This window comes from Streptomyces sp. NPDC048290 (assembly GCF_040652095.1).
Taxonomy (GTDB): domain Bacteria; phylum Actinomycetota; class Actinomycetes; order Streptomycetales; family Streptomycetaceae; genus Streptomyces.
Map to the genome: position 1 here is coordinate 169320 of NZ_JBEZLM010000008.1, position 15287 is coordinate 184606.

Annotated in this window: 12 protein-coding genes; 3 read left to right on the forward strand and 9 right to left on the reverse strand. The window is 73.7% G+C overall.

The window, feature by feature from the left end; all coding sequences use genetic code 11:
- Positions 1-97 precede the first annotated feature (97 nt).
- From AB0D49_RS16115 to AB0D49_RS16135, 5 genes are all read right to left on the reverse strand, one after another.
- The gene (locus AB0D49_RS16115; protein ID WP_362757380.1) at positions 98-1600 is read right to left on the reverse strand and encodes an NAD(P)/FAD-dependent oxidoreductase; all 1503 of its coding nucleotides are present in this window, start codon (positions 1598-1600) and stop codon (positions 98-100) included.
- 60 nt (positions 1601-1660) lie between these two features.
- Positions 1661-2284, reverse strand: a complete 624-nt coding sequence (locus AB0D49_RS16120) for a DUF4126 domain-containing protein (protein WP_362757383.1) — start codon at positions 2282-2284, stop codon at positions 1661-1663.
- 450 nt (positions 2285-2734) lie between these two features.
- A complete protein-coding gene (locus AB0D49_RS16125) occupies positions 2735-3364 on the reverse strand; it encodes a TetR/AcrR family transcriptional regulator (protein WP_362757386.1) in 630 nt (209 codons plus the stop codon).
- Between the two features lie 61 nt (positions 3365-3425).
- Positions 3426-5534: a YhgE/Pip domain-containing protein gene (locus AB0D49_RS16130; protein ID WP_362757389.1), complete on the reverse strand. Its 2109-nt coding sequence runs from the start codon at positions 5532-5534 to the stop codon at positions 3426-3428.
- Complete coding sequence (locus tag AB0D49_RS16135; protein ID WP_362757748.1) at positions 5506-6321, reverse strand: ATP-binding cassette domain-containing protein; 816 nt, start codon at positions 6319-6321, stop codon at positions 5506-5508. Before AB0D49_RS16135 ends, AB0D49_RS16130 begins: the two co-directional genes overlap by 29 nt.
- A gap of 221 nt (positions 6322-6542) precedes the next feature.
- Here AB0D49_RS16135 and AB0D49_RS16140 point away from each other — a divergent pair, with 221 nt between their 5' ends.
- The 3 genes from AB0D49_RS16140 to AB0D49_RS16150 all read left to right on the forward strand — a co-directional run bounded on the left by AB0D49_RS16140 (position 6543) and on the right by AB0D49_RS16150 (position 8877).
- Positions 6543-7121: an SAV_6107 family HEPN domain-containing protein gene (locus AB0D49_RS16140; RefSeq protein ID WP_362757392.1), complete on the forward strand. Its 579-nt coding sequence runs from the start codon at positions 6543-6545 to the stop codon at positions 7119-7121.
- Positions 7122-7433: 312 nt separating this feature from the next.
- Entirely contained in the window at positions 7434-8195 is a 762-nt protein-coding gene (locus AB0D49_RS16145; protein WP_362757395.1) for a methyltransferase, read from the forward strand.
- Between the two features lie 286 nt (positions 8196-8481).
- Complete coding sequence (locus AB0D49_RS16150) at positions 8482-8877, forward strand: DUF3040 domain-containing protein (protein WP_362757398.1); 396 nt, start codon at positions 8482-8484, stop codon at positions 8875-8877.
- 556 nt (positions 8878-9433) lie between these two features.
- Here AB0D49_RS16150 and AB0D49_RS16155 read toward each other — a convergent pair.
- The 4 genes from AB0D49_RS16155 to AB0D49_RS16170 form a co-directional block, all read right to left on the reverse strand.
- Positions 9434-11890, reverse strand: a complete 2457-nt coding sequence (locus tag AB0D49_RS16155) for a DUF3488 and transglutaminase-like domain-containing protein (protein ID WP_362757750.1) — start codon at positions 11888-11890, stop codon at positions 9434-9436.
- Between the two features lie 2 nt (positions 11891-11892).
- Positions 11893-13263, reverse strand: a complete 1371-nt coding sequence (locus AB0D49_RS16160; protein WP_362757400.1) for a DUF58 domain-containing protein — start codon at positions 13261-13263, stop codon at positions 11893-11895.
- Positions 13263-14291, reverse strand: coding sequence for a MoxR family ATPase (locus AB0D49_RS16165; protein WP_362757403.1), 1029 nt, complete (start codon positions 14289-14291; stop codon positions 13263-13265). The genes AB0D49_RS16160 and AB0D49_RS16165 overlap by 1 nt, the downstream gene beginning before the upstream one ends.
- Positions 14292-14539: 248 nt before the next feature.
- Positions 14540-15088 (reverse strand): carbonic anhydrase, encoded by a 549-nt coding sequence (locus tag AB0D49_RS16170; protein WP_362757406.1) that lies wholly within the window; start codon positions 15086-15088, stop codon positions 14540-14542.
- Between the last annotated feature and the right edge of the window lie 199 nt (positions 15089-15287).

Here is a 15287-nt window from a genome sequence, read left to right on the forward strand (position 1 = left end):
CCGCCCGATCCGGTCGGACTCGCCTGACTCTGGGCCTGACTCCGGCGGTCCCCGACGGGCCCCGCGCGGTGCCGCTCACCGTGTCCTCACCGCGCGCTCACTGTGAGCCCCGGAACTCCGGGCCCTCCACGATCAGGCCCGCCACCAGTGCCCCCGACATCCCGGCGTGCGCGAGTCCTCCGCCCGGGTGGGACCAGCCGCCCACGGTGAACAGTCCGGGCAGCCCGGTGGAGTTGGCCGGATGCAGCCGCCGCCCCCCGTCCGCCGCCAGCGCGGGCGCCGGGACCGCGCCGCCCGGCACGCCCGTGACCTCCGCGCTGTCGGCCGGGGTGCGGACCTCGTGCCAGAGCAGCCGTTCCCGCAGCTCGGGTATCGCGCGCTCGGCGGCCGTGATGAGCCGCTGGGCCGTGGCCTCGGCGTCGGACGCGTCACCCGCCGGGACCGTGGCCCGGAGAGTGACGGCCTCATGGCCCTCGTCCGGCACCGACGCCGGGTCACCGGGGCGCAGCACGGTGACCGTAGGCTCGCCGTCACCGGAGCCCCCCGCCGGACCGAACACCGACGCCAGCTCCGCCTCCCGGTCCCGGGTGTGCACCACCATGCGCCGCGCGGTGCCCTCGGGGCAGCCGCCGCGCAGGGCCAGCAGCACCGTCAGCCTGCCCGGGAGCCCGCGCTGCGCGGGCACCTCCTCGGCGTCCGCCGACCGCCGGGCCGACCCGGCGAGCCGCTCCAGCACCTCCGGCGCGACACCGGCGACCACGAAGTCCGCCTCCACGACCGCCCCGTCGGCCAGCTCCACGCCCGCCGCGCGGCCGTCCTTGTCCAGCACCCGCGTCACCTCGGCGCCGAACGTGAACTCCACCCTGCGGGCCCGGCAGCGCTCGTACAGGGCGGTGGCCAGCTCCCGCATCCCGCCGCCCACGCTCCACGTACCGAAGGCGTGCTCCATGTAGGGCAGGACGGCCGCGCTCGCGGGAGCCGTCCGCGGGTCAAGACCGTGCGCCAGGGCGTGGCTCTCCAGCAGGGCCGTGAGCCGGGCGTCCCGCAGCTCCCACGCGCCCACCTCGGCGAGCGTGGTGGCCCGGCGGGTGCGCAGCACGCGCTTGTGCGGCACGGAGGGGTAGGGCTCGCGGTCGGCCAGCACCCGCCAGTTCGGCCACAGGGGCTCCTCCAGGAGCGGGCGCCTGGTGCGGTCCCACGCCTCCCGGGCGCGCACCAGGAAGTCGCCCCAGCGGGCGCCCGCGCCGGACCCCAGCGCCTCGTCCAGCGCGCTGACCACGCCCGCGCGGGAGGCGTTGGGCAGGGCCGCCGACGTGCCGTCCGCGAACAGGTGCCGGGACGACGGGTCGACCTGCACCAGGTCGACGGACGACTCCAGGGACTCCTTGCCGGTCTTCAGGAACAGGTCGCGGTAGACCGCGGGCAGGGTCAGCAGCCCCGGGCCCGTGTCGAAGCGGAAGCCGTCCCGCTCGTAGCGCCGCAGCGCGCCGCCGTAGGTCTCCGCACGCTCGTACACCGCCACCCGATGGCCCGCGACAGCCAGCCGGGCGGCGGCCCCCATCGCACCCATCCCGGCGCCGACCACCACGATCCGTCCCATGCCAGCGACTGTATCGGCCGCCACTGACATCGCGGGCCGGGGGCCGAACGAGGGCTCCGGTCAGGCCGGGGGAGCGGGGCCCGCCCGTGCGCCCGCCGCCATCCGGCGCTCCTCCCGCCGCCGGGCCCGGCGGCGCCAGAACCGGCGGATACGGGAGACCAGGAAGACCAGCACCACCAGACCGAGCAGCAGCAGGACGCCCGCGATGATCGCCGCCACCTCGGGATGGAAGATCGCGAACGTCACGATCCCGGCCACGCCCAGGTCCTCGGCCAGGCTGAGCAGGATGTTGCTGAACGGCTCCGGGGACGCGTTCACCGCCATCCTGGTGCCCGCCTTGACCGCGTGGCTGGCCAGCGCCGTGCCACCGCCGAGCGCGCCCGCCGCCAGCTCCGGCATCGAGGCGCTCTGCCCGGCGAGCAGCGCGCCCACCCAGGCGCCCGCGGCCGGGCGGATCGCGGTGTGCACGGTGTCCCAGGCCGAGTCGACGTACGGGATCTTGTCCGCGACGGCCTCGCACAGGAACAGCACCCCGGCCGTGATCAGCACCTCGGGGCGCTGCAAGGTCGCGGGGACCTCGTCGCTCAGTCCGGTCGAGCCGAAGAGGCCGAGCAGCAGCACCACCGCGTAGGCGTTGACACCGCTGGCCCAGCCGCTGGTGAAGACCAGGGGGAGTACGGACACGGAGGCGATCGTAGCCAGGCGGCGGCGACGCGTCCTGGGGTCGCGTGCACAGAGCTGAGTATCCGTACCTAGACACGGAGATGAGTAGCCGCGCGGATGGGGCCCGACCTGCGCGAACGAGAGAGTGGAGACACGGAAAGGGGCAAGGCGCCGGCACCGCCGACACGGGGCGGCGGAACGGCGCCTCCCCGGACCGCTCCTTCCGCCGGCCCGGGTCGGCGGGAGCGAGAAACGGGGGAGCCGTGGGGGAGACCGCGCGGGGGAGCACGGGGGGAACCACAGGGGGACTCGGGGAAACGGGGGACCGGGGAACGGGGGCCCGGGAACGGGGGGTTCGGGGGAACACGAGGAAGCGTCGGTTCGGTGATGGCCCGTCGGGGGACGTGGCCATCTTCGGACCGGCGCTCTCTCGCGTGCGGAGGGTCCTGACACGCCCGCTGCCGGGGCGGGTCAGGGGCGTCCGCTCACCCGGCCCTGGAGCAGCCGGGACAGTGCCGCGTGGACGTCGTCCAGGGAGCGTTCCGGCTGGAACGCCTGCCAGTCCAGGGCGGCCACCAGCACCATCCCGACCAGCGCCGCGGCGGTCAGCGGAATGTCGATCTCGTCGCTGAACTCGCCGTTGTCCACCCCGCCCCGCAGCACGTCCTCGACCACGGCCACCGCCTGCTTGCGCACCACCAGCAGCGTCGACTGCCAGGCCCGGTTGGTGCGCCACAGCTCGGCCACGTACAGCTGGGTGAAGGCGGGGTAGCGGGCGATGAACTCCAGCCCCGCGCGGATCATCGCGTCCAGGGCGTCCACCTGGGAGCCGCCCTCCCGCGCGGTGCGCTCCGCCGCCTCCTTCAGGGACGCGGTGAGCAGCCCCACCCCGTGCCGCAGCAACTCCTCGAAGAGGACCGACTTGCTCGCGAAGTTGTAGTAGACCGTCCCCTTGGCGACCCCGGCCCGCTCGGCGATCTCGTCCACGGTGGTGGCCGAGAAGCCCTGTTCGGCGATGAGCGTGACGGCCGCCTCGTAGAGCTTCTGCCGGGTGGACTCGCGGCGGGCCGCCGCCCCCGATGTGGCGCTGCTGCTTTCCATGGCTCCGATTCTCACAGCACCGGGCCGGGGGCGGGCGCCCGACGGGGGGCGTACGGCCCGCTCACAGGCTCAGCTCCGGATGCAGCCGGTCCAGCGTCCAGACCTGCTTGCGCCGGGCCGACAGCGCGGTCAGGGCGAGGGCGCCCAGCGTGAACGCGGCCAGCACCGCGCACGCCTGCCACACGGGGCCGAGACCGCCGCCGGTGATGAGCCGCCGCAGGGCCTCCACGACGTAACTCATCGGCAGGAAGGGGTGGATCGCCTGGAAGAAGCCCGGACTGGTCTGGACGGGGTATGTGCCGCCCGCCGAGGTCAGCTGGAGCATCAGCACGGCCAGCACCAGGATGCGTCCGGCGGCCCCGAAGCGGGCGTTCAGCCACTGCACGATCGCCGCGAAGCAGCCCGTCACCAGGAACAGGAAGCCGACCGTCCCGGCGGCGCGGGCCATCTCCAGGCCGACCAGCCAGTGCAGCACCGCCATCAGGGCCGTCACCTGGGCCGCGCCGATGCCCAGCACCGGCAGCCAGCCCGCCAGCGCGATCCGCCACGCCGAGCCGCCCGCGGCGAGCGCACGCCGGTTCAGCGGCGCGATCACCATGTACGCCACCATGGCGCCCACCCACAGCGACAGCGGGATGAAGTACGGGGCGAAACCGGTGCCGTAGTTGGGCGCCTTGTGCAGCGATTCGGAGGCGAGCCGTACGGGGTCGGCCATGACCTGCGTACGGTCGTCGCGCTCGCCCTGGTCGTAGTCGGGTATCCGCGCGGCGCCGTCGTGCAGTCCGACGGCCAGTTCGCCGGAGCCGTCGACCAGTTTGAACATGCCCCCGTTGAGGTCCTCGGCGCCGGTCTTGAGGTCGCCGACACCGCTGTCCAGGTCCACCGCGCCGCTCTCGGCGGTCCCCAGGCCCGTGTTCAGCTTCCTCGCCCCGGCGGCCACCTGAGCGGCGCCCTTGTCGAGGGCGTCGATCTTCGCGACGGCCTCGTCCAGGTCCTCCGACAGCCGTGGGGCGTGCTCGGCCAGGGCCCTGGCCTGCTTCTCCAGGTCGGCCAGATGACCGTCGAGCCCCTTCAGTTCCTCCGCGCGGTCCGACACCAGCGTGTCCAGCCCGTCGGCGAGGTCGGCGACCTCGGCCGCAGCGTCCAGCGCGGGCTTCAGGTCCGCGCAGACCGGGTCCACGGCGGAGGCGTCCCCCATGTCGCCGGTCCCTGCCGCCGCGCAGCGCGTGCGATAGGACTCGGCGAGCGTGTCGTGGGCCTCGCGCGCCCCGGTGGCGGCGCCCGGGGCGCGCTCCTCCAGGGTGCCGAGGTTCTTCCGGATCGTCGCGGCGGCGTCCGCCACGGACCGCGCGGTGTCGCCGATGCCCTGCTCGTTCTTCTCCAGGAACGGTCCCACCGTCCCCGCGATCCGGTCGACCTTCTCGGCGAGCGCCCGGGTGCCCTCGGCGACCTTCGCGGAACCCTCCTCCAGGTCGCCCGCACCCGTGCTGAGCTTGTGCAGGCCCGAGGACAGGTCGCCGCTGCCCTCCTTGGCGTCCTTGAGCCCGTCCGCGAGGTCCTGCGAGCCCTTCTCGGCCTTCCCCAGGCCGCCCTTGAGCGTGTCGGCCCCGTCCGCGGCCTCGGCGGTCGCGCCATGGATGTCCGAGAACGAGATGAAGATGTTGTCGAGGAACGACCGTGACGCCTTCGTGGACGCCGCCATGCGCACCTCGCTGAACACCGAGCGCGAGATCTGCCCGACGATGTAGTTGTTCGCGTCGTTCGTCCGCACCTTCAGGGCGCTCGTCTCCGGCGTGTCGCCCTCACTGGAGGCGATCCGGCGGCTGAAGTCCTCCGGCATGGTCAGCGACAGGTAGTACCGGCCGTCCTCGACGCCCGCGCGGGCCTCCTCGGCGCTCACCTCACGCCAGTCGAACACCTCGCTCTCCCGCAGCCCCGCGACGATGTCGTCGCCCGCGTGCACCTTCTCCCCGTCGGCCGTGGCGCCCGCGTCCTCGTTCACCAGCGCCACAGGAAGCCGGTCCAGCCGGCCGTACGGGTCCCAGAAGGACCACAGATAGAGCGCGCCGTACAGCAGGGGCAGCAGCAGGATCGCCACCAGGGCGGCCCGCGGCAGCCGGCCCCGCCCGAACCGGCGCAGCTCAAGCGCCGCGAGCTTCGGCGAACGCATCGCCCGTCTCCTTCGTGTCGGTGTGAGCGCCGGTATCGGTGCCGGTATCGGTATGGGTGCCGGTGTGGGGCTCGTCCGCCGCCGCGCGGACGGGGACCCGCAGTGCGTCCCCGGGCGCGTCGCTGCACACCGCCAGGACCGTGGTCCCGGACGCGGCGACCGAGCGCAGCGCGGCCCACGCGTCGGCCCGTCCGGCGTCCGGGAGCTTCAGATCGGTGTCGTCCACCCCGAGCACCAGCGGACGCCCGATCAGTGCCAGGGCGACGGACAGCCGCAGCGCCTCCAGCCGCTCCAGATCCCGTACGGCGGTACGCGCGCCCTTGGGCAGGGCCGCGAGGTCGAGTCCGGCGGTGGCCAACGCGGTGTCGATCCGCCGCCGCGCCTCGGAGGCACGCTCCGCGCGGGGCCGCAGCAGCCCGCGCAGAGAGCCGCCGAACCGGCGCTGGAGCAGCGCCCGTTCGTGCAGATGCTCGCCGACGGTCAGGGCGGGCTCCAGATCGGTGACGCCCTGGACATGCGCGAGGGCGCTGATCCGGCGCAGCGCGGCGAGGTGCCCGGGAAGCCGGATCCCGGCGACGGTCGCGGTCCCCTCGGCCGTCTTCATCCGTCCCGTGAGCGCCAGCAGCAGACTCGTACGGCCGGTGCCGGACGGTCCCTCCAGCGCGACCAGTCCGCCCGGCGGAGCGGTGAACGAGACGTCCCGGAAGGCCCAGCCGCGAGGGCCCTTGAGCCCGAGACCACGGACCTCGATCCCGCCCGCGCCTTCGACGTCTCGGGCGCCCTCCATGCCGTCGCCCGTGCCTTCCGCGCCGTCGTCCGAGCCCTCGGCGCCTTCCGCACCCCGCATGGCTTCCCCCGGGTATTTCTTTGAACTGACTGGTCAGTCCAAAAGTTAGCCCGAACCTCCTAACGAAGCAAAATCCCAGGTCAGAACGGATTGTCAGTGGCATACCGCACGATGGACACATACGGCCACAGAGCCGTCACACAGACGACAGGAGGTTCGTCATGGCCAACTCGTCCGCAGCCGCCGCCCGTCGGCGTCGCGCCACCGGCCCTGCACCCTCACTGACCGGCCCGGCGAGCGACGTACACCCCGTACTGCGCCGGGCCACGGCCCCGCCCGCCGCCCTGGACCTGCTCGCCCAGGCCCGCGCCGGACTCGAAGAGGCCGCCGTTCTGGAAACCCCCAACGAGCGGTACGCCACGGCACATCTCGCCGCCCTGCGCACCGCCGCCGCCGTCCTGGCCGCCCGGGGCCGCCCGGAGACCGGCGCCCGCCGCCGCCCCCGGATACGCAGCGCCTGGGAGGTGCTGCCCGAGATAGCCCCCGAGCTGACCGAGTGGAGCGCGCTGTTCGCCGCGGGGGCCCGGCGCCGCGCCCGCGCCGAGGCGGGCATCCAGGGCGCGGCCACCCGCAGGGACGCCGACGACCTGATCCGTGACGTCGCGATGTTCGTCCGGCTGGTCGAACGCATGCTGCTGCTCCAGCCGGTCCTTCCGGCACCCCGTCGGGACCTGGAGGGGCGAGGGGCGGAGGGACCGGGGGCGCGAGGGGAGGAGACCGAGATGCCGGACGCCGGATGACTCCCGCACCGGGCCGGGTGACTCCCACGGCAGACCGGGTGACTCCCGCACCAGACCTGCTGGCTCCCAGACGTCCTGGCTCCCAGGCGTCCGGGCGCCCTCGGCGGCGTGGCGGATCGGAGGGCACCGGACGGACGGCGACGGCCGGACATTCCACGCTCCCGCCCCGCACCGCGATGGCCTGGTCCGGCGGCACAGGCAATAGGGTGGTGGCGTGTGAAAGGCCCTCCGCCCGGTCCGCCGCGGCCAGGAGGGCGAGCCCGTCCGCTCCGCCCCTGCCACCGGCGGTGCCGCGCCTAGGAGTCAACTGCCGTGCCGGACCCCTCTCGACCCCGCGCCTCGCTCCGTACCGCCGTGGTCTGGGAGGTCCTCCAGGACGCCCTGGACCGCCGGGTCAAGGCCACCGGCCGGGACGCCCTCGACGTCCTCGACACCGGCGGCGGCAGCGGCAACTTCGCCGTGCCGCTGGCCCGCCTCGGGCACCGGGTGACCGTCGTCGACCCCAGCCCCAACGCGCTGTTCGCACTGGAGCGCCGCGCCGCCGAGGCCGGGGTCGCCGAGCGGGTCACGGGCGTGCAGGGCGACGCCCATGGACTCTTCGACGTGGTCGAGCGTGACCGCTACGACACGGTGCTCTGCCATGGCGTCCTGGAGTACGTCGACGACCCCGCCGAGGGTGTCCGCAACGCCGTCGCGGCACTGCGCTCCGAAGGTGTGCTCAGCCTGCTCGCCGCCGGGCTGGGCGGTGCCGTCCTGGCCCGCGCCCTCGCAGGGCATTTCACCGAGGCCCGGCAGGCGCTGACCGACCCGGACGGCCGCTGGGGCACCGGCGACCCCATGCCCCGCCGCTTCACCGCCGACCAGCTGACCGCGCTGGTGGAGGGCGCCGGCCTCCGGGTCGGTGCCGTGCACGGCGTCCGGGTCTTCGCCGACCTGGTGCCCGGAGTGCTGGTGGACACCGAGCCCGGCGCGCTGGACGCGCTGCTCACCCTGGAGGCCGCGGCGGCCGAGCTGCCCGCGTTTCACTCGGTGGCCACCCAGCTCCATGTGCTCGGAGAGACCCAAGGGGCCTGAGCTACGCCCGGCCGCTGCCGTGGCGCGCCGCTGATCAGCGGCTGAGCATCGATGGAGTACGCCACAGGCCCCCCGATCGCGCGGTTGTCGCCGTATGATCGAGGGAGACCGCCCCGGCATGACGGGTCGGCCGCCGGGGAATGGAAGCCTCAGCGAGCCGGGACGCTTCATGGCGGGAATCGGTTGGCCAATTGGCGCAGAGGGGCGGGTTTCACGGGGGCGATTCCCTGCCTATCCTGAAGGGACCCCCGGGTCGCCCCGGCGACTGCACGATGAGGAGGACTCCGTGCCGCTCTCGGAGCACGAGCAGCGCATGCTCGAGCAGATGGAGCGAGCGCTGTACGCCGAAGATCCCAAGTTCGCGACAGCGCTTGAGGGAAGCGGGCTGCGCACGTACACCCGGCGACGGGTCTACCAGGCGGTCGCCGGCTTCCTCGTAGGTATCGCGCTCCTCATGGCCGGAATGGTCGCCAAGCAGGTATGGCTCAGCGTGGTGGGGTTCCTCGTCATGCTGGGATGCGCGGTACTCGCGGTGACCGGTTGGCGCAAGGCCCCCAGACCAGGGGAGCAGGCCGCCGCCGGCCCCCAGGACCGCCGTCAGGGGCGCCAAAGGCGTTCCATGATGGACCGGATCGAACAGCGCTGGCAGCGCCGCCGGGACGAGCAGCAGGGCGGCCATTGATCCACGCGATCACCTCCATGTGACAGACGCGCATGAGGGGCCACCGTCACACCGACGGTGGCCCCTCATACGCGTTCCGCGACCGGGGCGGTGGCGGTACGGGGCTGTGCGGGGGCGGACCCAGCACCAGGGGGAGCCTGCACCAGCGGCCCCGGCTCCAGCCACCCGGCTCCAGCGGCCCTGGGCCTTGACCTCGTGCCTTGACCGAGCGCCTTGGCGCCATGCCCTGGCGCCCCGTCCCGGCGTCATGTCCGGCCCACGTCCAGGCCCTCCGTCCCGGCGTCATGTCCGCCCCACGTCCCGGCCCCACGTCCCGGCGTCATGTCCGGCCCACGACCTGACCCCATGTCCCGACCCGTGCCCTGACAGGGCGCCCCTCCGGACGCGGGACGGGCGCCCTCATGACTGGCACAATCCCGTCCGTCCCCCTCCCCAGACGGCCAGCCCAGGGCCAGCCCCCCCCGGGGCCGACACCCACACCCCACGCCAAAGGCCCGAGCCGGACGACCGGCTCGGGCCCTGGTGTCTCCCGGGTGCGCGGCGGCACCCCGCCCGCTCAGCCCCCGCGCGGTCCCGACGGGGACGGCTTGGGCCTGCGCACCAGCGCCGCCCAGCGCTCCGTCGTACGGATGCGGAGCGTGGTCGCCCGGTCGGTCAGGGACCAGACCGCCCGGATGGCCGAACGCGGGGCCAGCAGCGCGCGCAGCCGGGTCCGGCGGCCCGCCCGTGCCCGCAGCGCGCCGTGCAGTCGGCGGACGTCCTCGGCGAGGCCCGGTACGGACTGCGGTTCGGGAGCAAACAGCACCTGCTCCACGGCGCCCGCCACCCGGTGCACCGCCCCGGCGGCGGTCTCGTCGACATGCCCCAGCCGGACGATACGTGCCGCCGCCTTGCGCGGGGTGAGCGCCTCGTCGGGGGTGATGCCGTAGTCCCAGGCCGTGTCGGTCAGCTCCTGCCAGACGGCCAGCACATGGTCCGTGACCGGCTGCGCGCCCGGCGGGGAGTCCAGCCGGACACCCGGACCGGAGTCCTCCCGGGCGGGGACATGCTGCGCGGACGCCAGCCGCACGGCTCGCCGTCTGACCCGCCACAGCATCGGGGACAGCGGTACGGCCAGCGCCGCCAGTCCCAGCAGCGTCCAGCCGACGAGCTGGTACCAGGGCGGGCCGCCGCTGCCGGAGGCACCGGCGGCGCTCGGCGCGGCGCTGTCGCACGCCTCCAGCCGCTTGTCCTCCGCCGAGCAGCTCGGGCTGCTGGACGCCTCCTGCGACGGGGCGGCCTGCGAGGGACGCGCCGAGTCCTCCGGCTCGGGCACGGTCGTGCCGGGCAGGTCGGGCAGGGTGTACGAGGGGGTCGTACCCCGGCTCGGGGTGGGCTCGAAGCGGGTCCAGCCGACGCCCTCGAAGTACAGCTCCGGCCAGGCGTGCGCGTCCCTGAGGCCGACCGCCACCGAGCCGTCCGCCTGCATGGTGCCCGGCGCGAAGCCCACCGCGATCCGGGCCGGGATGTCCAGCGAGCGGGCCATCGAGGCCATCGCGAAGGAGAAGTGCACACAGAAGCCGCGCTTGTCGCGCAGGAACCGGGCGACGCCCTCCGACCCGCTGCCGACCTCGACCTCGGTGTCGTAGGTGAAGCCGCCGCTGAGCGCGAAGTACTCCTGGAGCCGGACCGCCTGCTCATACGGGTTGGCGGCGCCCTGGGTGACGTCCCGGGCGGTCTGCTCCACGACCGGCGGCAGCCCGTCCGGCAGCCGGGTGTACTCCCGCCGGATCTGCGAGGGCGGCTCGGGCGCCTGCGCCAGCTGCTCCGCCGTGGGGTTCACATCGAGGCTGGTCACCTCGTAGGTCACCCCGCCGGTGTTCTGGCCGTGGTCGCCGACCATGGTCATGCCCACCGGCTCGTACCGCCACTGGCCCTCGATGTCGACGGCGCTCGGCGGGTACGGCATGGGCAGCCAGTCCTGCTCGTAGAACTCGGCCGCCGAGATCTGGGTGGTCACGTCCGTGCGGTCCACGTCCCCGGCCAGGCCGGTCGGGGTGGGCAGCTCGTCCGGGACCTGGACGATCTGCCGTTTCGCGGGCCGCCAGGTGGTGCCGTCGAACTCGTCCAGGGAGACGATCCGCAGATACAGGTTGGACAGGTCGTCGGAGTCGGTGCGCAGGGTCAGCACCGTACGGTCCTCGTCCACGTTGAGGCTGTCGCGGAGCGAGACCAGCGGGTTGACCGCGGAGATCGTGCCCCCGCCGCCGTTGCCCGCGCCGACCCCGCCCCCGGCGTTCGCCAGCAGTCCGCCGTCCATCGCGGGCAGCGCCAGCGGCACCACCAGGGCGATGCCGAGGGCCACCACACCGATCCGCCGTCCGGTGCGCACCGGCGCCACCGCTCCGCCGCCGTCCACCGGGGGCCCGCCCGGGGGACGGGGGCCACCGGCGAAGACCCGGCCCCACTGGGAGAGCCGGTCACGGCCCTCGGCCAGCAGCAGCATCAGATAGCCGGCCGCCGCGATCAGGAACCACACCCAGCCGCCCGAGCCGTCCGACAGCCCGGCCGCCACCGAGTACAGGGCGAGCAGCGGCAGCCCGGCCGGGGCCGCGCTGCGGAACGTCACCGCCAGCACGTCCACCAGCAGCCCGATCACCAGGACCCCGCCGACCAGCATCAGCTGGATGCCGTCGGACAGCGGGGCCGGGATCGCGTACCGCTCGACGTCGTTGGTGCCCGCCTGGAGCAGGTCGCCGAAGTGCTGGAACGACTGCGGGCCGGGGATCAGCCCGGCGAGCGCGTACTCCCGGGCGAAGACCAGGGTCAGCAGCACCAGCGTCACCAGGAGCTGGGCGCCGATCGTCATCCAGCGGGCCAGCGGCACCCGCCGGGCCGCCATGCCCACGCCGCTCTGCACCAGCAGCAGCACCGCCGCCTGGAGCAGCCAGCCCGGCGACTCCACCAGGGGCAGCAGGGCACAGGACGCCATCAGCGTGGCCAGCGCCGCCATCAGCGCCATCCGCGCGCGCATGCTCACGACCAGCCCTCCCCGCCACCGGCCACGGCCAGACCGGAACGCTCCCGGTCCGCCTGCCGCCACAGTTCACCGAGCGCCGCGCCGCGCGGGACGCCGAGCGCCGTCCACCCGGCCTCGCGCAGCATCCGCAGCCGCTCCTGGCTGTCCCGGTCCGGCCCCGGCACCTCGGTCGGCTCGCGCGTCCAGGAGTCGCTGTCCAGGACGAACGCGAGCGCGCCGCCACTGCGCTGGCGCATCCGGACCGCCACCGCCGCCTGCTCCTCGTCCAGGTCGCCGAAGAAGGCCACCAGCAGGCCCTCGTTGCCGCCGCGCAGCAGGTCGTACGCGCGGGAGAGGCCGTCGCCGTCGGAGTGGTCGATCACCGCGAGGGTGTCCATCATCAGCCCGGCCGCGTCGGCGGACTCCTGGCTCGACCCGGCGAAACCGTCGGCGCCCTCGCCGGGCACCGATGTCCCGTCGTCCGTCAACAGGCGTACCGAGAAGCCCCGTTCGAGCATGTGCACCAGGACCGAGGCGGCGCCGCTCACCGCCCACTCGAAGGCCGAGTCGGGGCCCGCGCCCCGGTAGGCGAGTCCGCGTGTGTCGAGCAGGACCGTGCAGCGCGAGCGCTGCGGCTGCTCCTCGCGGCGCACCATCAGCTCGCCGTAGCGGGCCGTGGAGCGCCAGTGGACCCGGCGCAGGTCGTCGCCGTAGCGGTAGCCGCGCGGGATGACGTCGTCCTCACCGGCCAGGGCGACCGAGCGCTGGCGTCCGTCGCCGTACCCCTTCGCCTCCCCGGCCAGCCGCACCGGGGGCAGCGGCTCCACCTGGGGGATGACGGTCAGCGTGTCGTACGAGGAGAAGGAGCGGGTCAGTTCGCACATGCCGAACGGGTCGGTCAGGCGGAGTTGGAGCGGGCCCAGCGGGTAGCGTCCGCGCAGATCCGAGCGGACCCGGTAGGACACCTCGCGACGGCCGCCCGCCTCCACCCGGTCCAGGACGAAACGGGGGCGCGGGCCGAGCACATAGGGCACCCGGTCCTGGAGCATCAGCAGGCCGGTGGGCAGCCGCGAGACATTGTCCATCCGCAGATGGACGCGGGCCTCGGCGCCCGCCGGGACCCGCCCGGGGGAGAGGCGGCGGCTGCCCGCGACCCGGTAGCGGGTGCGGTACAGCACGGCCGCGCAGACCAGCGGCAGCACGGCGAGCAGCAGCCCGACCCGCAGCAGATCGCTCTGGCCGAGGACATAGGCGCAGATGGCGGCGGCGATCCCGGCGGCGAGGAAGGAGCGTCCGCGGGTGGTGAGGCCGGCCAGGGCCGTGCGGACGCCGCCCTTGTCGCCGCGGTCGGCCTCCGGATGGCCCGCCGGATGACCCGCGGTGCTCATCACAGCCTCCGGGGCGGCTGCTGGCCGTATCCGCCGCGGCCGAGACCCACGCCGTTGTGCTCGGGCGCGGCCGGGACCGGGGTGCGCTGGATGATGTCCTGCACGACCTGCTCGGCCGTACGCCGGTTGAGCTGGGCCTGGGCGGTGGGCAGCAGCCGGTGCGCGAGGACGGCGACGGCGAGGGCCTGGATGTCGTCCGGCAGGGCGTACTCCCGGCCGCTCAGGGCGGCGGACGCCTTGGCGGCGCGCAGCAGATGCAGCGTCGCGCGCGGGGACGCGCCCAGTCTGAGGTCGGGGTGCGCACGGGTCGCGGAGACCAGGTCGACCGCGTAGCGGCGGACCGCGTCGGCGACATGGACGCCGCGCACCACCTCGATCAGCTTGACCACCTCATGGGCGTGGGCCACCGGCTGGAGGTCGTCCAACGGGTTCACCGCGCCGTGCACGTCGAGCATCTGGAGCTCGGCCTCGGCGCTGGGGTAGCCGATGGAGACCCGGGCCATGAAGCGGTCGCGCTGGGCCTCGGGGAGGGGGTAGGTGCCCTCCATCTCGACCGGGTTCTGCGTGGCCACCACCATGAACGGGCTCGGCAGCTCGTAGCTGTGCCCGTCGATGGTGACCTGGCGCTCCTCCATGGACTCCAGCAGCGCGGACTGGGTCTTGGGCGAGGCGCGGTTGATCTCGTCGCCGATCACGATCTGGGCGAAGATCGCGCCGGGCTTGAACTCGAAGTCCTTGCGCTGCTGGTCCCAGATGGACACGCCCGTGATGTCCGACGGCAGCAGGTCGGGCGTGAACTGGATACGCCGCACCGAGCAGTCGATGGACCGCGCCAGTGCCTTGGCCAGCATGGTCTTGCCGACGCCGGGGACATCCTCGATCAGCAGATGTCCCTCGGCGAGCAACACGGTCAGCGAAAGCCGTACGACCTCGGGCTTGCCCTCGATCACTTCTTCCACCGAGCTGCGCACCCGGTCCACGGTGGCAGTCAGATCAGTGAGGCTCGCTCGATCGTCATAGGTCGTCACCCGGCCCTCCTCGGCCCGTTCTTGTCACCGGGCCGACGCTCTGTGACGCGAATCCGGCCCACCCCAAACACGAACACCACGCGTGAAAAGTTCCGCGCGGCGCCATCACCGCATTGTTGTTGCCGTTACCGGTTCGTGTCACTCGACTGTGGACAACTGGCAGTGATTTGCGGTGCTTGCTGCCCTTTTATGCGCGGGACGGCCGGAGTTCGGTGAAGAACGAGCCTCCGCACGGCCGGTCACGGCCGTCACTCCGGGTCGATCTCCCGCAGCAGACCGGACCGCACATCGAACACGAAGCCGCGCACATCGTCGGTGTGCACCAGGAACGGCGAGGTACGCACCCGCTGCATCGACTGGCGCACGTCCTGGTCGACGTCCCGGAACGCCTCCACCGCCCAGGCGGGGCGCTGGCCGACCTCCATCTCCAGCTCGTGCCGGAAGTCCTCGGTCAGCGACTCCAGGCCGCAGCCGGTGTGATGGATGAGCACCACGCTGCGGGTGCCCAGCGCGCGCTGGCTGATGGTGAGCGAGCGGATCACGTCGTCGGTGACGACACCGCCCGCGTTGCGGATGGTGTGGCAGTCGCCGAGCTCCAGGCCCAGCGCCGCGTGCAGGTCGAGACGGGCGTCCATACAGGCCACGACCGCGACCTGGAGCACCGGCCGGGCGTCCATGCCCGGATCGGTGAACGCGTCGGCGTAGCGCTCGTTGGCGTCGACGAGCCGGTCGGTGACGGTGCCGGTCCGGGCTATGGCGCTCTCGGGTCCGGCGGGAACCGATGCAGAAGTCGTCATGCCTATGACGGTACTGGTCACAGCCGGTCCGGTCCTGTGGTGAGAGAGGACAAAGGACGCCATCGGACCCTGTTGTGAGGCGATACACACCCTCCGGCCCGGGTACGTCACCCGGTGTCACCCGGTGTCCGACGGTCGTCCCTCGCGCTCCCGGCGCACGGGCGGGCCCCCCGCGCGGAGGGCCGTACCGTCCGCCGGA